We start from the raw sequence: 15,887 nt of genomic DNA on the forward strand, positions 1-15,887 counted from the left end.
CCCTATTGCCCCGCAAGCGTATGGGGCAACCGTCGTCTAAGTGGTTATAACTTATTCTCCAATTATGCGTATAGGGGCTAATCTAGGAACATCGTGTACACGCGATAACTTAAGGCAGCCCAAAACGTATTTTCTCAGGAGTAAATGCATGACGCAGCAGCGCGTTTCCACTGGTGGCGACGACCCCAACAAGGTAGCCCTCGTGGGATTGACTTTCGATGACGTACTTCTACTTCCGGACGCTTCTGAGGTAATCCCAAGCGAGGTGTCCACCTCCACTCAGCTGACCCGAAACATCTCTTTGAACATTCCTGTTGTTTCCGCAGCTATGGACACCGTGACCGAATCCCGCATGGCCATCGCCATGGCCCGCGAAGGTGGCATGGGTATCTTGCACCGTAACCTCTCCATTGAGGAGCAGGCTGCTCACGTTGAGACGGTCAAGCGCTCTGAGTCGGGCATGGTCACTGACCCAGTAACCTGTAGCCCAGACATGAGCATCGCAGAAGTGGACGCATTGTGTGCACGCTTCCGCATCTCTGGTCTTCCAGTTGTGGACTCCGAAGGAAAACTACTCGGTATCTGCACCAACCGTGACATGCGCTTCGAGCAGGACTTCGACCGTAAGGTTTCCGAGGTCATGACTCCTATGCCGCTAGTCGTCGCCGAAGAAGGCGTGACCAAAGAACAGGCACTCATTTTGCTCAGCACCAACAAGGTGGAGAAGCTACCTATCGTTGATAAGCAAGGCAAACTCGTCGGCCTGATCACGGTGAAAGACTTCGTCAAGACCGAGCAGTACCCCAACGCCTCCAAGGACGCTACCGGCCGCCTACTCGTGGGCGCGGGCATCGGCGTAGGCGAGGAATCGTGGACTCGTGCCGGATCGCTTGTCGACGCCGGCGTGGACGTTCTCGTCGTCGACTCCGCACACGCACACTCCAAGGGCGTGCTGGACATGGTGTCTCGTGTGAAGAAGGAATGGGGGGACCGCGTCGACGTGATCGGTGGTAACCTCGCTACCCGCTCCGCAGCTAAAGCCATGATCGAAGCAGGTGCCGACGCCATCAAGGTCGGTATCGGCCCAGGCTCCATCTGCACCACCCGTGTCGTAGCAGGTGTCGGCGCACCGCAGATCACCGCCATCATGGAAGCCTCCGTCCCCGCACACGCAGCAGGTGTACCTATCATCGCCGATGGCGGCATGCAGTTCTCCGGTGACATCGCCAAGGCTCTCGCCGCCGGTGCATCCACCGTCATGCTCGGCTCGATGCTCGCCGGTACTGCCGAGGCCCCAGGCGACATCGTGGTTGTCGGTGGCAAGCAGTACAAGCGCTACCGTGGCATGGGATCCATGGGTGCTATGCAAGGCCGCGGGCTTTCCGGTGAGAAGCGTTCCTACTCCAAGGATCGCTACTTCCAAGCAGACGTTAAGAGCGAAGACAAGCTGGTTCCAGAAGGAATCGAAGGCCGCGTACCATTCCGCGGTTCCATCGACGCCATCACCCACCAACTCGTCGGTGGCCTGCGCGCCGCCATGGGATACACCGGTTCGGCTACGATTAATGATCTGTGGAACGCGCGCTTCGTCCAAATCACCTCTGCCGGCCTGAAGGAATCACATCCTCACCACATTCAGCAGACCGTCGAAGCACCTAACTACCACTAAACCGGAAAATCTGAAAGGTCTTCTTTCATGCGTGATTACGTCGAAATCGGAATGGGTCGCGAGGCCCGCCGTACCTACCACCTTGACAGCGTTGCTATCGTGCCGTCACGACGCACCCGCTCGTCCAAGGACGTAGACACCACCTGGCACATCGATGCCTACACCTTCGACATCCCGTTCATGTCACACCCCACCGATGCTCTGGCAACTCCAGACTTCGTGATCGAGATGGACAAGCAGGGTGGACTCGGCGTGATCAACGCGGAAGGCCTCTGGGGGCGTCACGCTGACCTTGATGCTGCAATCGAAGAAGTCATCACCGCCTACGGCGACGACGACCTTGACTTCGGATCATGCAACCGTGCCACCAAAAAGCTCCAAGAACTCCATGCTGCTGCACTCGACACCGATCTCCTCGTCGAGCGCATTGCACAAGTTCGCGCATCGGGCGCAACCGTGGCAGTACGTGTCTCGCCACAGCACTGCCACGAACTTGCTCCCATTCTCATCAAAGCAGGTGCTGAGCTCCTGATCGTGCAGGGCACCATCATCTCCGCAGAACATGTGGAAACCAACGGTGAACCACTCAACCTCAAAGAATTTATCGGCTCCATCGATGTGCCAGTTATTGCCGGCGGCGTCAACGACTACACCACCGCACTGCATCTCATGCGTGCCGGTGCCGTAGGCATTATCGCCGGTGGTGGGCAAAATACCAATGATTGTACGCTAGGAATCGACGATTCTCTCGCAACAATCATCGCCGATGTTGCTGCGGCGCGCCGGGATTACTTGGATGAAACCGGTGGCCGTTACGTGCACGTGATCGCTGATGGCCAGATTTTCACTTCGGGTGACGCAGTCAAAGCCATCGCATGTGGTGCCGACGCTGTGATCTTGGGTGAGCCACTGGCTCGTGCTGCTGAAGCCGGCGGCAAGGGATTGTACTGGCCTTCTGCTGCAGCACACCCTCGATTCCCTCGTGGCGTGGTGGGTACTGCAGGTGTTATGCCGAAGACCAAGCAGGTGAGCTTGGAAGTGCTGCTGCACGGCCCATCGACGAACGTATTTGGTGAGGAGAACTTTGTTGGTGGTCTCAAGCGTGCAATGGCTAAATGTGGTTACACGGACTTGAAGAGCTTCCAAAAAGTGGATCTGACAGTTCAGTTTTAACTGTCGCTAATCTCTGTTGCGCGCTCGAAAGCCTCGGCTTTGTTCGCGGCGCTTGCGCTGGTTCTCGTCGTCACGCTTACTCTTGCTGGATGTTCCTCTGATAAGTCAGGGGAGACGGCTGCCGAGGCGAAAAAAGATCCATCGAGTATCCGCGTCGTGGCCTTGGACTGGCGCTACGAGGAAATCCTTCATGCATTGGGTATTACTCCAGTAGGCATTGTGGAGATCGGCAAGACCAAGGAGCCTCAGACACTAAAAGGCAAGCTGGAGGGTGTGACGTCGGTTGGCCAGGCAAAGCAGCCAAACTTGGAAGTTATCCAGTCTCTAGAGCCTGACCTGATTCTGGCAAGCCCTACTCGCCAAGCAGCGATCATGGATCAGCTCAAAGAGATCGCTCCCGCCCATGCCTACGGTGATACCTCCTACACCGAGGTTCTTGACGCGATGGATGACATTGCCACCAAGGTAGGTGCAGAAGACAAAGCCAAGGAAGTCCGTACCCGCATCGAGTCCAAGGTTGCCCAGGTGAAAAACAAAGTAGAGCCAGGTACCCGCACTGCGCTGATTGGTTGCTCCAAGAACACCCTCTACACCTGGGTGAAAGATTCCTTTGCGGGATCTTTGCTCACCGCTGCCGGCTGTGACTACGGCTACGACGGTGAGAAATCAGCAATCGAGTCGAAGACCGACGTTGCAGAGCTCACCGGCGACAAACTGCCAGAGATGAAGCTTGACGTTATGTACCTCTATAACGACATCGAGGGATTCCGTTCTAGCCCTTAAGCAGATGTCGTGTCTAACATCGTCGATGTTGAGCAAGATACGTGGTCACGTTCGCGTGGCCCACTGGCTGCAGAAGCCATGCTCGATCAGATCATCAACTCCTAACACTGACTATTTGTTAACTGTAGATTTATGAAATCCCGTGCTGTATTGGCAAGCCTGCTTGCCTGCGGGATAGTTGTTGCGGCCATCGTATGGTGGCGCATGTCTGGGGGTATCGGCACCAGCCGATGCCCCTCAGCTATTCCCAGAATTGCTTAGTCTTGCCCGCGACCGTCTTCTCGCCGCTCTCATCGTTGGAGCATGTCTAGGTGTTGGCGGCGTGCTACTAAGAACTGCTACCTCTAACCCCCTAGCTGACCCGCATATCACCGGTGTCAACGCAGGCGCCGCATTTGGTGCAGTAGCATCCAGTTTTATTACTGGTTCTGCTACCGGCGCCTATCTATTGCCAGGGGCGTTGATCGGCGGTGCACTAGCTGCAGGTTTTACTATCTCGTTGAGTGTGCGCGGTGCCGGACCAGAACTCAGTGGCGCGCATGCGGTGCAAAAGATGGTGTTGCTCAGCATCGCAGTATCGGCAGTATTTAGCGCCTTGACTGCCCTCTTTTGGTTCTCGATGAAGCCCAGCTCACCACCATCTTGGCATGGCTTAATGGCCGTCTCGCAGGAGTACGGATAGGGGATTTGTGGCCGGCATTGGGTGCTTTCGCGGTGTTGGTTCCGGTCCTTGTTGCAGGGGGAAGAGCTTTCGATTCTCTCGGAACCGGGGATGCTGTGAGCCGCGCTATTGGCGCCCACCCTGCGCGGGTGCGAACCTTGGCAATTGTGGCCTCGGTGGTGCTAAGCGCGACATGTGTAGTTGCCGCCGGCCCTATTGGTTTTTTGGGTTTGCTGGCTGCGGTAGCGGCACAACGTATCGCGGGGCGAGCGCATCGACGTAGCCTTGTAGTCGCTGCTGCCGTTGGCGCCACCACACTGTTAGTCGCCGATACTGTCGGGCAAGCATTATGGGCTCCTGCGGAAACGCCCGTGGGAATCTTGACAGGTATTGCAGGTGTCCCGCTATTGCTGTGGGGTATTCGTTCGCTGGGGTCGGGAACGAAGAGACAGGGGAAGTGATGGCGCAGAAAAAGACATTTGTTATCGCTCTTGTTGTGAGCACTGCTTGCTTGGTGTTGGCATGCTTGTTGGGCATGGCGGTATCAGGCAGTTTGCTGCAGACGTCGTTACGCAACCCGCTTGCGGCCCCCGATACGTTGGGGATCACGGCCGGTGGTGAGCTCGCTACTGTAGTGGCGTTGCTTGGCTTTGGTCAACTGTCGCCGCTTGCGCCCACCCCGATTGCGTTTGTGGGCTCCCTGCTGGGCGCGATAGTGGTGCTGCTGCCGTGGCTGCGGCAGGCGTGCTCGGATTCGTCGGATTAATTATTCCGCATGCCGCGAAGTTACTGGTAGGGCAGGCCTTGTCGCGCCAAATTCCTGTGGCTGCGGTGGCGGGTGCTGCGCTAGTGGTTGCTACCGATGCGGTCGGCCGATGGACATTCGCGCCAACAGAAATCCCAGTAGGCGCGCTCATCGGGATCGTTGGTGCGCCGTACTTTATTTACTTAGTTCATCGCGTGACAAGTGTGAAGAGGAAATAAAACATGGACCGTAATTCCACAGCAACAATGCCGCAACAGTCCTTGGGCTGTACGTCGATGTCTGCAAGGTACGGGGCAGAATTGATTGTTCGAGATGTTTCGCTCGACGTTCCAGCGGGCAAGATTACTGCGCTGATCGGGCCAAACGGTAGCGGAAAGTCGACCCTGCTGCAGGTGCTTGGCAGGCAGCTGCGTGCAGAAAGCGGCCAAGTGACCTTGGGTGGGCGAGATATTGCGGATATTTATGTAGAGGAGCGTAATCCGTTGGCGGCTAATCCTGCGTGGGCCTAGGCGTATAGATCGGGGGAGGATAAGGAAGGAGCTGTGAGGATGGGTTCAGCGATTCGGTTCGTGGTGGGCCAAGCGCTGGTGTCTCGTATTTCTGCTGCTGCTGAGCTGGTGGCGTTAAATTGGTGGGTTTTTCATGTGACGGGTTCGTCGACGATGGTCGGTGCCGTGACATTGGCGCGGCTGGTTCCGCTTGCCGTGGCGGGTCCGTGGTTGGGTGCCCGTGCAGATCGTGTGGAGCCGACACGGTTGTTGGCTGCGGTGTTGTCGGTGGGGGCTGTGATGACGCTGCTGATGGCGTGCGTGATGTATGCGCAGGGCGAGGAGGCGTCGATACGCGCGGTGTGGGTGGTGGTTGCTGCGATGAGTGGTTCGGGTGGGTTGATGTCGGCGATGGCGCCGTCCTCGTCAGCTGCAACCCTGTGGCGTACTGCCGCGCGTGTGGTACGCGATTATCCGCGGTTGGGTGCACAGCTTGTGATCGCTGCCGGTCCCATGCTGTGTGTCTTTCCCTATACTGCGATGATGCCGGTGATCGCACATACGTTGTTTGCTGATGATGCGCAGCGGAGCATTGCCATTCTTTCTGCTGCTGGTGACGTGGGTGCAGTCATCGGGGCGGTGCTGATGAAGAAGGTACTGGCTATTCCACCCAGTGTGTTGGCGGTAGGGGCTGCGATTGCGGTGCTACCGAAGATGGTCGCTTTAGGTGTTGTCTGTGTGTGTCTTTTGGGATTCGTTGGGCAGTTGTATCGCACCTCGAATCGCACAGCAACGTTGCTGCTGGCGCCTGATGAACACAAGGGCCTTTTTGCAGGGATTTCTCAAACTGATCGTGTTCTTATTCCTGCTGGTGCATTCCTGTTCGGTTTTGTTGCTGACCATTGGGGCGTCGTGGTCATGGCTGCAGTGATGGCTGTGGGCAACGCAGTACTTATTGTGCCTGCGCTTTTCCTTATTGTTCGAAATAAGAACGTGGCTAGTACTGATGTATTAGATTGATGGTCATGATAGTGGCAGCAATGACGGTGATCGTGGTGTTAGTACTGCCTGGGTACTTGTGGGCCATGGGGCGTGTTCCTCGTAATGCTCGCCGGCAGTTAGCAAGTGACATGGCATGGGGCATTGTTGTCGGACTTGTGAACTGGATCCTCACAATGAGCTGGGGAAATTCTTCGCAGTATTCGCCGGTGCAGGTAGCAATATCGGGTGCACTGATGGTCGCGTGGGTAGTGTGGTGCACGTGGCGGTGGGCGTCGATACTTATGCGTGCTGTTCCAGCGATGTGGGGTGCGATCGCTGGTTACGCCGGCGGCTGGTCCGGAATGGCAATGCCTTCCGATGTGACCGGCCTATGGACTGTTGGCTTAGTGTTCTTGATCCTTGGAATGACCGCAGGGCTAAGCTTGGTGGTTCTTATTGTTGCCGTGCTGAAGTTACTCGTTGTGCGTACGCGACATTAGCGTATCGACGCGCTGTTCTAGTTGCTGCTGCACCTGCGGCCATTCCTCGCGAATCACACTGAAATAGTCCACGTCGGCGATCGTGCCATCTGATGCCGGACGGAATCGACGCATCCTTCCCTCAAACGTGGCCCCGAGCTTGAGGATTGCATGATGCGATCGGGTGTTTCTGCTATCACATCGAAGCGCGACTCTTTCGACATTCAAAGTGTTGAAGGCGTAGTCCATCAACAGGAGTTTAGCAGTGGCGTTGACGTGGGTTCCTTGCATATCGCGGGCATAAAAGGTGCTGCCGACGTCGGTGCGCAGACCTGGGATAATCCCATAAAACGATGTGCGGCCAACGACGTCGCCGTGGTACTCGACGGCAAAATTCATCACATCGTCTGCGTCAAAGGTGGAGCGTTGGAGCTGCTGGAATTCTTCGACCGTGGTGGGGAAAGGCGCTGCCATTCCCGCCCACATCGCGGGGTCGATAAGCGAGTGGAGACGGAAAGAATCGTCGATTCTTTCCGGTCTTAGTGTCACTGAGTTGCGCGTGAGTGTCACATCGTGAAACATGCGCCTTAGTTTATGCTAGGTCGTCTCGTTGAGTGTGACAGAAACTTTTGGTGTGTTTTTCCGGTTGGCATTAATCGTGGTGCCCACGCTGGCGGTAATGACGAGCATCATGGCGATCACGCTGATGGTGCTGATCGGTTGGTGTAGTAGCAGCCAGCCGAAGAATGCTGCGAAGACGGGTTCGAGGGAACAGAGGATTCCGAATACGGCGGAGGGGAGGCGTCGTAACGCAGCCATTTCGAAGGAGTAGGGGATAAGGGATGCGAGGATCGCGGTGCCGATGGCAAGCGCGGTGAGGTGGAAGCTTGTGAAAAAGAGGGGAAGGTTGATGGCACTGAGGGGCAGCGGGATGAGGCTGCCGATGAGCATGCCGAGGGCGAGTCCGCCGCTGCCGGGGATGAGTCTGCCGACTTTAGCGCTGGCAAGGATGTACATGGCCCAGAAGAATCCGGCGATGAGGACGAAGGCAACTCCGATGGGGTCTAGGTTGCTGGTGCCAAAGAGGCTTTCCCAGCCGAATAGGCTGATGCCTGCGACTGCGATGAGGACCCATAGTAGGTCGCGCGCGCTTTTTGAAAGCGCTGCTGAAAGGGCAAGCGGGCCGATGAATTCGATGGTCACGGCGGTGCCCAGTGGGATTCGGGAGAGTGCGGCGTAGAAGGTGGTGTTCATTGCGCCGATGGTGAGTCCGAAAACGATGATGGCTGACCATTGGCTGCGGTCGAAGTCGCGTATCGACGGCCGCGTGATGGCGAGGAGGATGGCGCCGGAGATAAACAGTCGTGCGAAGGTGGTGGCCCATGGTCCGGCGATGGGGAAGAGTTGGATGGCGAATGCTGCTCCCATTTGGAGTGAGCAGCAGGAGGCGATGATGAATAAGATGCCGGTGGCGGTGGCTGTGCGTTGGATCATGAGGGGAACTACAACTTAATGAGTGATCTAAATCACTAGATGATTATGGTGGGAAGTGGGGGACGTGTCGGCTCTCACAAAAGAAGGAGGGATTTAGGTATGAAAACACTTCTGACGTTGTGTAATGTCTGCACACCCTCTGCAAACACATCGACATTATCGGCGGAACGGACAAAAAATCAAACACGGAGTCCGCGCCGCCTCTAGGTCGCTTCCATCGCGGTCAAACAAGGAGTAGAACAACGTGACATGATCCGTACACGTGCTCGGGCCACTGCCACACGGCAGCGCCACTCTTGGTGGAAAGTTATGTGCCTGACTGGAGTAGATTACTTCTCCACACTGGGATACCAACCAGGCATCGTGGTGGTCGCCGCCGGTATGCTGGCACCCGTCGCAACGCTTATTCTCGTTGCGGTCACGATGCTCGGAGTGGAAAACTCATCGTCTTGGTGCTCCTTGGCTTCGCCGTCACCGACTTCATTATCACCATGACGCGCTCGGTTGCCGACGCTTCTGCACACATCACGCTCTCGACCGAATCCCCGCGGGTACTACCTCTCACCATCGCTTTGTTTACTGCCCTCGCGGTCGTCTTTTATCGAGGATTTTCTGAAGCAATCGGAGTATCCATCCTGCTGGTAATCGCATATCTGCTGCTCAACATCATCGTCATCGCAGTAGGGCTTACCCACATCGCCAAAGCGATGGCGGCTCAGATGGCCTCCGCGGCCAAATCCACCGCGACCAACGCATGCTCGTCGTTGTCGCAGCGATCATGAGCACACTGTTGATCAGCTCTTCCATCGTGGTCACACTACTTATTCTGGGCGAATCTCTCCATGCGGACGGCCCTGCCGACGGACGTGCCTTGTCCTCATCGCACACCTATATATAGGAAGCAGCCTCGGCACCATTTACGACATCGTTACTGTCGCTATCCTTTGGTTCGCCGGCGCCTCCGCTTCAGAACAAACTGGATACTTGGTAGGAACCGTCCACCGCTACGTAAAACAACCCCCGACAATCATGGGCTTACCCGATAAAGTAGAAATCGCAAACGGGGACCGACAACGCCAAATCAGCTCTTAATTTAGAAAAGTTTAAAAACCGCTGATAAGAAAGTTTAGTCACGATACGATATGACGCAAAGCACCCTTCGTGGGTGTTGAACTCCAGAAACCAAGTGCCCACACCGACAAGGATATGCAAAGTTCATAGACAACGACAGGAGTAATTGCTATGAGTTTCGGGGTGCGCACAGCATCTATTGCTTTCAGTCTGGCACTAGCTCTTCCAATGTCTATGATGTCAGCCCCGAAAACACAGGCATTTCCAGATTTCCCAATCTCACTAGGGCAGGAAACAAGCTACGCAGTCACTAACTCTCATGACTGTTCCGAATTGTACAACGATGAGCCAGTAGCTGTGCCATATGTGGCAGTGGCTGCTGTAGAAGAGCTCATCGATAACGGCACCATTGACCCTAGCGTTGTTTTCGCTCTGAACACCACCGACCCGAATGTTACTGTCGTTGGACCGCAGCCTCGAGCATTGCCCGTAGTCGCAGCACTTGCCCTTGCTGGAGTCGCGTGGTGCGCTAAGGGTGCGTTGTCAAGTCTTGGTCCTTCAGCGTTGCAAACAATGGTGCATCAAGCTAATTCGAAAGTTCCGCCACCTGATTGGGTTTTGAATGCTATCTTCGGCTGCGCTGGAGGCCCTGTATTGGGTGCGCTTACCAGTCAGGTGATGCGCCTAAAGTTCGCAGGTGCCGTCCTTGCTACTGTTATTAAGTTGAGGAATTTTGGGTAATATTTGGTTTCCGCTCTCCGTGATGATTTGCGCGGCTATTCTTTGCGCTACTGCTATACCAGCTGCTTATAGTTCCAGAACAAATCACCCTTTGGTCAGATATAGATCTACAGCCGCAGTGTGGTGGTTCTTCATTGCAACTCTTGCTTACATAACTAGCTGTGTTTTGTTGATACTGTCACTACCGCAAGAAATAGCGATCGGATGCGGCTTCATTGGATTAATCACTTGCGCTGTCGGATACGGGGCTGCAAGTGGAAAGCAGTAGTGAGTAGGACAGGTACAAGCACCACAGCATATTGCGCAATAAGACGGAAAACCAAAGGTGATCTTCGGAAAAATAACTCCTATCACTTACGTTTCTTTTTCTTTTACGCTGCCTACCGTTAAACAGTCCACTCCTAGACTCGTGTTGGTGTGTGATCTTCACTATGTCTGCCAACGCGACCACATCCGCAAAACAGATCATCCACCGGCATCGCCAGCGCGCCCTCAACCTACGTGCTTTACAGGAAAATGAAGAAGACCGCTAAAACGGTGTTGAGGATGTGAGGGGCTTCTACTTCACTACGGCGATGTTGTTTTCGGGCATGTTGAAGGGCTATTAGGATTCGTGCTTAATCGGCTTGGGGTGGGGGTGTGTTGGTGCTAGGCCGCTGCGTCATCCTGGACTGTGGAGATGTTTCGGTAGATCTTGCCCTTGCCATTGTGCATCATGGTAAAGAGGACGTTGAGGCATCGGTGTGCAAGTACGACGACTGCGGCGTTGTATCTTTTGTCTTCTTTGCGTTTTCGTTCATAGAATTGCTGGGAATCTACGAAAGAATCTGATCGATGCAAAAGACGATTGCCATAGGGCGTTCTTTAAGCATTCCTTTTTTCATCCCCCACTCGATCACTCCATTGATCGGCTCAGAAAGAGGTTGAGGAGAGCAACATTCGAGAATTTGAGAAGTAAAAATACTTTTTGAAAGGGTTCTGTTCAAGGTGGACTTTATTTTCTGGATCCCATATAAAAGCTTCCGAATCATACCAAGCTTTGAATTGTAATCGCAGGCATTCTGTACCATTAATACTAAAGAAACTGCAGAGTTCTGTAAGAGTATATTCTGCTATAACGCTGTCTCCATGCAATTTAATTCGAATAAAACTGCTCATCAGGGTTGATAGATTCGCAGTTTTTTTATTCCCCCCCAGAGGAGTCTGTTTAGTAATTCCATGCTGTTACCAAATAGGCATCATAGATGAATGTAGTAGTGCAAACTACCACATTGCTTCTTTGCGATTATGCTACCGACCTTATAGTAGTTCGCGATGTTTTCTAAGCTAAGAGATTGGGTGCTATAGACACATTTTAGCCGCCGCCGATACTGACATGGCATACTTTAAACATTGATCTCAGCAATATTGTTACTGAGTTGACCGAGCGTGGTGTTGTCGTTGAGTTCCTCAAAGAAAACCAAACCTATACAGCTACTAGTGATCTGGTAGCTCGACTGATGTTGGGGGGGGAGTATCGCGGAGTTTGGGCGTTCGTTGATTCGTAAGCGTCAGGCGGAAGGTATTGCCCGTGCTAAAGCTAGGGGAGTGCATAAGGGGTGTGTGAAAAGCTAAGGTTGCTCGCCGTTTGGGGATCGGTAGAACCACCCTCTACAAGTATATTTTCACGTATAGACAGCCTTGAGAAAAATTAATGGCACTTTCGACACAGACCCCCATCCCCACTTGTTGCCATGGGTTGGGACAGGCATGGTTGCAGGTGTGAAAACGTATCCTGGTCTCAAAGCAGACAACCTCGCAAAATCCGATCAGCTACGTGATTGAGGGGTAGATCGTGACACAGTCGGTGTGAACAGCCCGTCAAACAGGGCACAAAGCAGGGGCGATGTGGTTGTTGCACGCATTACCCCCGCTTTGTTGGAGTCCAACTAGGTGCCTGGACAGTCCGCACCAATGTGCGTGTTATATAGGTAGGACGCACTACGGTATGACACACAGTAATGAACTGCTCCCCATTAGTTGATGTCTAATTTCTCAGTCCAACTAATGGGAAACAGTTCAGGAATGGCACCCAGCTGGGTCGCCCGATCTCGCCCTCTCGTCGGTGTCTTCCTCGCCGTAGTCCTCATCGTCACGGGTATCTTCAAAGCCAATGTCGATCATCAAACCGGTGCCTATGCCACCGGTGCCCTCGTTTCTGTTAACTTCCGGTGCCTGCGCGGTCACGTTATGGTCGATAGGCGCCCTGCGCACCCAACGACGCAGGCAGCAACCATGGCGGTAACCGCCGGATTTTCGTCATTACCCTAATTTTTATCTACACAACCGTTGGCCAACATGATCGAACGTCCGGAAGGAATTCGCGTTTCTGCCTGTTTCATCGTCGCCATCATTGCCATATCGGCCCTGCCGCGGGCGCATAGAGCCTTCGAATTGCGCACGCCGCATCATCGACGTCTCCCGCAGACTACGAACGCAAAGAAGCGGAAACACGCAGCTAAAACAACTTCCCCGACACCACGCCACTGGTGTTTCTAGAAGTAGGAATCCGCGATGCCAGCGAGTTCTACTCGCCGATTACAATTACCGGTCATGTTGGGTAGACGGGGTGCTGGGGGCGTCGCTATGCAGGAAAATGACAGACAGTGAGGGATTATGCGGGCACGTCAGGTAAGATTTTGGCCGTGACGCAGCAAACTTCCCAAAAACACAATCCAGTCTTGGTTGTAGACTTTGGCGCGCAGTACGCCCAGCTGATCGCTCGGCGCGTGCGCGAAGCCAACATCTACTCCGAGGTCGTCCCGCATACCGCCACCGTTGAAGAGATCAAGGCCAAGAACCCAGCGGCGTTGATCCTGTCCGGTGGCCCATCATCGGTCTACGCCGACGGCGCGCCATCGCTTGACCCACAGGTGCTCGAACTCGGCATCCCTGTCTTCGGTATCTGCTACGGGTTCCAAGCCATGACCCACGCCTTGGGTGGCACTGTGGCCAACACCGGCAACCGTGAATACGGCCGCACCGAAATGACCGTCGACGGCGGCATTCTCCACGCTGGCCTCGAAGCAACCCACAAAGTGTGGATGAGTCACGGGGACGCTGTCTCCGTCGCACCAGAGGGATTCGTTGTCACCGCCCACTCCGAAGGTGCACCTGTGGCAGCCTTCGAATGCGCCGAAAAGCGCATGGCAGGCGTGCAATACCACCCAGAGGTTCTGCACTCGCCACACGGCCAAGAAGTCATGGTGCGCTTCCTCACCGAGATCGCCGGTCTTGAACAAAACTGGACCGCGGCCAACATCGCCGAAGAGCTTATCGACGCAGTCCGCGCACAAGTCGGACCAGAAGGCCGCGCTATCTGCGGACTTTCTGGCGGCGTTGACTCCGCAGTCGCTGCAGCACTCGTCCAGCGCGCCATCGGCGACCGCCTTACCTGCGTATTCGTCGACCATGGCTTGCTGCGTGCAGGCGAACGCGAACAGGTCCAAACTGACTTCGTCGCCGCAACCGGCGCAAAACTCGTCACCGTTGATGAGCGCGAAGCATTCCTCAACAAGCTCGCAGGTGTCACCGAACCAGAAGCCAAGCGCAAAGCCATCGGCGCGGAATTCATCCGCTCCTTCGAACGCGCAGTCGCCGGCGTTCTCGACGACGCCCCCGAAGGCTCCACCGTGGACTTCCTCGTCCAAGGCACCCTCTACCCAGACGTTGTCGAATCCGGCGGCGGCTCCGGTACCGCAAACATCAAGAGCCACCACAACGTAGGCGGTCTGCCTGACGACGTAGAATTCCAACTCGTCGAACCACTACGCCTACTGTTCAAAGACGAAGTCCGCGCAGTGGGCCGTGAACTCGGTTTGCCTGAAGAAATCGTCAACCGTCAGCCCTTCCCAGGACCTGGCCTTGGCATCCGCATCATCGGCGAAGTCACCGAAGAGCGCCTCGAAACACTACGTGCAGCTGACCTCATCGCCCGCACCGAGCTGACCGCAGCCGGCCTCGACAGCGAAATCTGGCAGTGCCCAGTAGTTTTGCTTGCCGACGTCCGCTCCGTCGGCGTCCAAGGCGACGGCCGCACCTACGGACACCCCATCGTCTTGCGCCCCGTCTCCTCCGAAGACGCCATGACCGCAGACTGGACCCGACTGCCATACGACGTGCTCGAAAAAATCTCCACTCGTATCACCAACGAGGTTCCAGACGTCAACCGTGTCGTCCTCGACTGCACCTCCAAGCCACCAGGAACCATTGAGTGGGAGTAACCCCCACACAGTTTCAACACGAAGCCCCCACGCATGCAGTAATTCCTACTGCATAATGTGGGGGTTTCGTGCTTCCTAACCCACCGGCACTACCGACACCACCTCGCCTAAATCCACAATCTCTCCTGACGGCGATGCCACAACACAACGCCCGCCGATCGCATAGTTGATGAGTTTTCCGGAAAGAATCGTCGATTCTTTCCGGCGATTCTTAGTCGTGTAGGCGGTGATTTTCCGTGTGCTGGCATTGCTCAGTACGAGCGTGGGGGCGTCGTGAAGCGTAGGCGCAAGCGTGACGAGGAGACGCGTGGCGGTGGCGGGGGTGAGATCTCCGAGGTTGTCGATGTGCGTGATGACGCCGTAGCGGTGGGCGTCGATACGTAGTGGTTGGTGGATTTCTGCGCGGGTGATTTGCTCGAATTTCCACGTGGTGGGGGCGTTGCCGAGGGCTGCTATACGATGCCCACAGATGATGAATTCCGCGGTAGGGGATGTGGTGCGGATGCGGTAGGTGCGGCCGCTTGCCAAGGTGTCTTCGCTAAGCGCGGTGGGGTAATCGTCGAGGTAGGAGCGAAGGATCGCGAGGGTGTCGGCGGGGGTGCTGTCCCAATCAAGGCCATGATTGCGCAGGATGTCAAGGATTGCGACGAGGCTGAGGTTCGGTTGGCCTTGCCAGATGTCTTCGACAAGCCGCAGGATGGTGGGGATGGTGGTGGGGTCGGGGGAAGTCACTCTTATCAGTGTAGGGGGTAGCGGGGGTGTGAGCCTATGCACTGTTGCGTGTACTTGCGCAGCGGGGTCACGTAGTAGTGTGCTGAGCAGTAGTTAAGAGTGATGCATGGAGGTTTCGCGATGATTATCGATCAGTACTGGGGGAAGTACTTTGGCGATAGCGCCGATAGTCAGCGTCTGGCGCAGTATCTTGCTGGAAAGAATCGTGAAGTCCTTCCTACCTCAGAGATTTTCCAGGACTTTCAGCTCGCGCAGCTCAGTGGTAATTACACAGAGGCCCAGCTCGATGGAGCTGGGTGGCACTTCGACTCGGCGTTTCAGTTTGTGATCGACTTAGCGGTGCTAGTGCTGGAATCGAAGAAAGTAGGGCGGTTTAGCATCGCACGGATTGGGGGCCCTGAGGATCGTTTTATGCGTATCGACGCCGCCACCGACGAACTGCTCCCCATCACCATGGCGTTAAAACACTATGCACTTGCGCCCGAAGATTATCTTTTCTCCCAAGGCATTGATGAAGAAGACTGGTATGAGCTGGGCAATCTTTGCGAGGAGATTCGTGCCCAGCTCGATGCGTAGCCACACGGAGT

General features: G+C 55.3%; 12 protein-coding genes and 6 pseudogenes. 14 read left to right on the forward strand and 4 right to left on the reverse strand.

Annotated features, from left to right (window positions below; genetic code table 11):
- Positions 1–148: 148 nt before the first annotated feature.
- From guaB to CIP100161_RS02950, 8 genes and pseudogenes are all read left to right on the forward strand, one after another.
- The gene (guaB, locus tag CIP100161_RS02915; protein WP_155871756.1) at positions 149–1,669 is read left to right on the forward strand and encodes an IMP dehydrogenase; all 1,521 of its coding nucleotides are present in this window, start codon (positions 149–151) and stop codon (positions 1,667–1,669) included.
- Between the two features lie 27 nt (positions 1,670–1,696).
- Positions 1,697–2,842, forward strand: coding sequence for a GuaB3 family IMP dehydrogenase-related protein (locus CIP100161_RS02920; protein WP_155871757.1), 1,146 nt, complete (start codon positions 1,697–1,699; stop codon positions 2,840–2,842).
- Positions 2,843–2,851: 9 nt separating this feature from the next.
- Positions 2,852–3,730: pseudogene (locus CIP100161_RS02925) on the forward strand (ABC transporter substrate-binding protein).
- Positions 3,731–3,757: 27 nt separating this feature from the next.
- A pseudogene (locus tag CIP100161_RS02930) lies at positions 3,758–4,747 on the forward strand (FecCD family ABC transporter permease).
- Positions 4,747–5,270, forward strand: a pseudogene (locus CIP100161_RS02935) (iron chelate uptake ABC transporter family permease subunit). The pseudogenes CIP100161_RS02930 and CIP100161_RS02935 overlap by 1 nt, the downstream one beginning before the upstream one ends.
- A gap of 3 nt (positions 5,271–5,273) precedes the next feature.
- Positions 5,274–5,525, forward strand: a pseudogene (locus tag CIP100161_RS02940) (ATP-binding cassette domain-containing protein); the annotation flags it as partial.
- A 75-nt stretch (positions 5,526–5,600) separates the two neighbouring features.
- Positions 5,601–6,560: an MFS transporter gene (locus CIP100161_RS02945; RefSeq protein WP_155871759.1), complete on the forward strand. Its 960-nt coding sequence runs from the start codon at positions 5,601–5,603 to the stop codon at positions 6,558–6,560.
- A complete protein-coding gene (locus tag CIP100161_RS02950) occupies positions 6,560–7,021 on the forward strand; it encodes a hypothetical protein (protein WP_155871761.1) in 462 nt (153 codons plus the stop codon). Before CIP100161_RS02945 ends, CIP100161_RS02950 begins: the two co-directional genes overlap by 1 nt.
- Here CIP100161_RS02950 and CIP100161_RS02955 read toward each other — a convergent pair.
- Both CIP100161_RS02955 and CIP100161_RS02960 read right to left on the reverse strand, forming a co-directional pair.
- A complete protein-coding gene (locus CIP100161_RS02955; protein WP_155871763.1) occupies positions 6,995–7,582 on the reverse strand; it encodes a GNAT family N-acetyltransferase in 588 nt (195 codons plus the stop codon). The two genes, CIP100161_RS02950 and CIP100161_RS02955, sit on opposite strands and share 27 nt — an antisense overlap.
- 15 nt (positions 7,583–7,597) lie before the next feature.
- Entirely contained in the window at positions 7,598–8,494 is an 897-nt protein-coding gene (locus tag CIP100161_RS02960) for an EamA family transporter (RefSeq protein ID WP_155871765.1), read from the reverse strand.
- Between the two features lie 309 nt (positions 8,495–8,803).
- On the opposite strand from CIP100161_RS02960, the pseudogene CIP100161_RS12510 reads away from it, so the two are divergent.
- Together CIP100161_RS12510 and CIP100161_RS02980 are read left to right on the forward strand one after the other, a co-directional pair.
- Positions 8,804–9,171, forward strand: a pseudogene (locus CIP100161_RS12510) (amino acid transporter); the annotation flags it as partial.
- Between the two features lie 565 nt (positions 9,172–9,736).
- The gene (locus CIP100161_RS02980) at positions 9,737–10,306 is read left to right on the forward strand and encodes a hypothetical protein (RefSeq protein ID WP_155871767.1); all 570 of its coding nucleotides are present in this window, start codon (positions 9,737–9,739) and stop codon (positions 10,304–10,306) included.
- Positions 10,307–10,954: 648 nt separating this feature from the next.
- Here the strand turns inward: CIP100161_RS02980 and CIP100161_RS12515 are convergent.
- A pseudogene (locus CIP100161_RS12515) lies at positions 10,955–11,174 on the reverse strand (IS110 family transposase); the annotation flags it as partial.
- Between the two features lie 759 nt (positions 11,175–11,933).
- Between CIP100161_RS12515 and CIP100161_RS02990 the strand changes: the two are divergent.
- The 3 genes from CIP100161_RS02990 (at position 11,934) to guaA (ending at position 14,568) form a co-directional block, all read left to right on the forward strand.
- On the forward strand, positions 11,934–11,990 hold the full coding sequence (locus tag CIP100161_RS02990) for a hypothetical protein (protein ID WP_232053183.1): 57 nt from the start codon (positions 11,934–11,936) through the stop codon (positions 11,988–11,990).
- 380 nt (positions 11,991–12,370) lie between these two features.
- A complete protein-coding gene (locus tag CIP100161_RS02995) occupies positions 12,371–12,616 on the forward strand; it encodes a hypothetical protein (protein ID WP_155871769.1) in 246 nt (81 codons plus the stop codon).
- A 374-nt stretch (positions 12,617–12,990) separates the two neighbouring features.
- Positions 12,991–14,568 (forward strand): glutamine-hydrolyzing GMP synthase, encoded by a 1,578-nt coding sequence (gene guaA / locus CIP100161_RS03000; RefSeq protein ID WP_155871771.1) that lies wholly within the window; start codon positions 12,991–12,993, stop codon positions 14,566–14,568.
- Positions 14,569–14,643: 75 nt separating this feature from the next.
- Here guaA and CIP100161_RS03005 read toward each other — a convergent pair whose 3' ends face one another.
- Positions 14,644–15,300, reverse strand: a complete 657-nt coding sequence (locus CIP100161_RS03005) for a hypothetical protein (RefSeq protein WP_232053066.1) — start codon at positions 15,298–15,300, stop codon at positions 14,644–14,646.
- 120 nt (positions 15,301–15,420) lie between these two features.
- Between CIP100161_RS03005 and CIP100161_RS03010 the strand changes: the two genes are divergently transcribed.
- Complete coding sequence (locus CIP100161_RS03010) at positions 15,421–15,876, forward strand: imm68 putative immunity domain-containing protein (protein WP_155871775.1); 456 nt, start codon at positions 15,421–15,423, stop codon at positions 15,874–15,876.
- Positions 15,877–15,887 lie beyond the last annotated feature (11 nt).

The organism is Corynebacterium rouxii (assembly GCF_902702935.1).
GTDB lineage: Bacteria > Actinomycetota > Actinomycetes > Mycobacteriales > Mycobacteriaceae > Corynebacterium > Corynebacterium rouxii.

Bases quoted from the DNA above. Each gene is read 5' to 3' on its own strand.
- CIP100161_RS02995 (WP_155871769.1), top strand. From the start codon at position 12,371: ATGGCACCCAGCTGGGTCGCCCGATCTCGCCCTCTCGTCGGTGTCTTC.
- CIP100161_RS02950 (WP_155871761.1), top strand. From the start codon at position 6,560: ATGGTCATGATAGTGGCAGCAATGACGGTGATCGTGGTGTTAGTACTG.
- CIP100161_RS02945 (WP_155871759.1), top strand. From the start codon at position 5,601: ATGGGTTCAGCGATTCGGTTCGTGGTGGGCCAAGCGCTGGTGTCTCGT.
- CIP100161_RS02960 (WP_155871765.1), bottom strand. From the start codon at position 8,494: ATGATCCAACGCACAGCCACCGCCACCGGCATCTTATTCATCATCGCC.
- guaB (WP_155871756.1), top strand. From the start codon at position 149: ATGACGCAGCAGCGCGTTTCCACTGGTGGCGACGACCCCAACAAGGTA.
- CIP100161_RS02955 (WP_155871763.1), bottom strand. From the start codon at position 7,582: ATGTTTCACGATGTGACACTCACGCGCAACTCAGTGACACTAAGACCG.
- CIP100161_RS02920 (WP_155871757.1), top strand. From the start codon at position 1,697: ATGCGTGATTACGTCGAAATCGGAATGGGTCGCGAGGCCCGCCGTACC.
- CIP100161_RS02980 (WP_155871767.1), top strand. From the start codon at position 9,737: ATGAGTTTCGGGGTGCGCACAGCATCTATTGCTTTCAGTCTGGCACTA.
- CIP100161_RS03010 (WP_155871775.1), top strand. From the start codon at position 15,421: ATGATTATCGATCAGTACTGGGGGAAGTACTTTGGCGATAGCGCCGAT.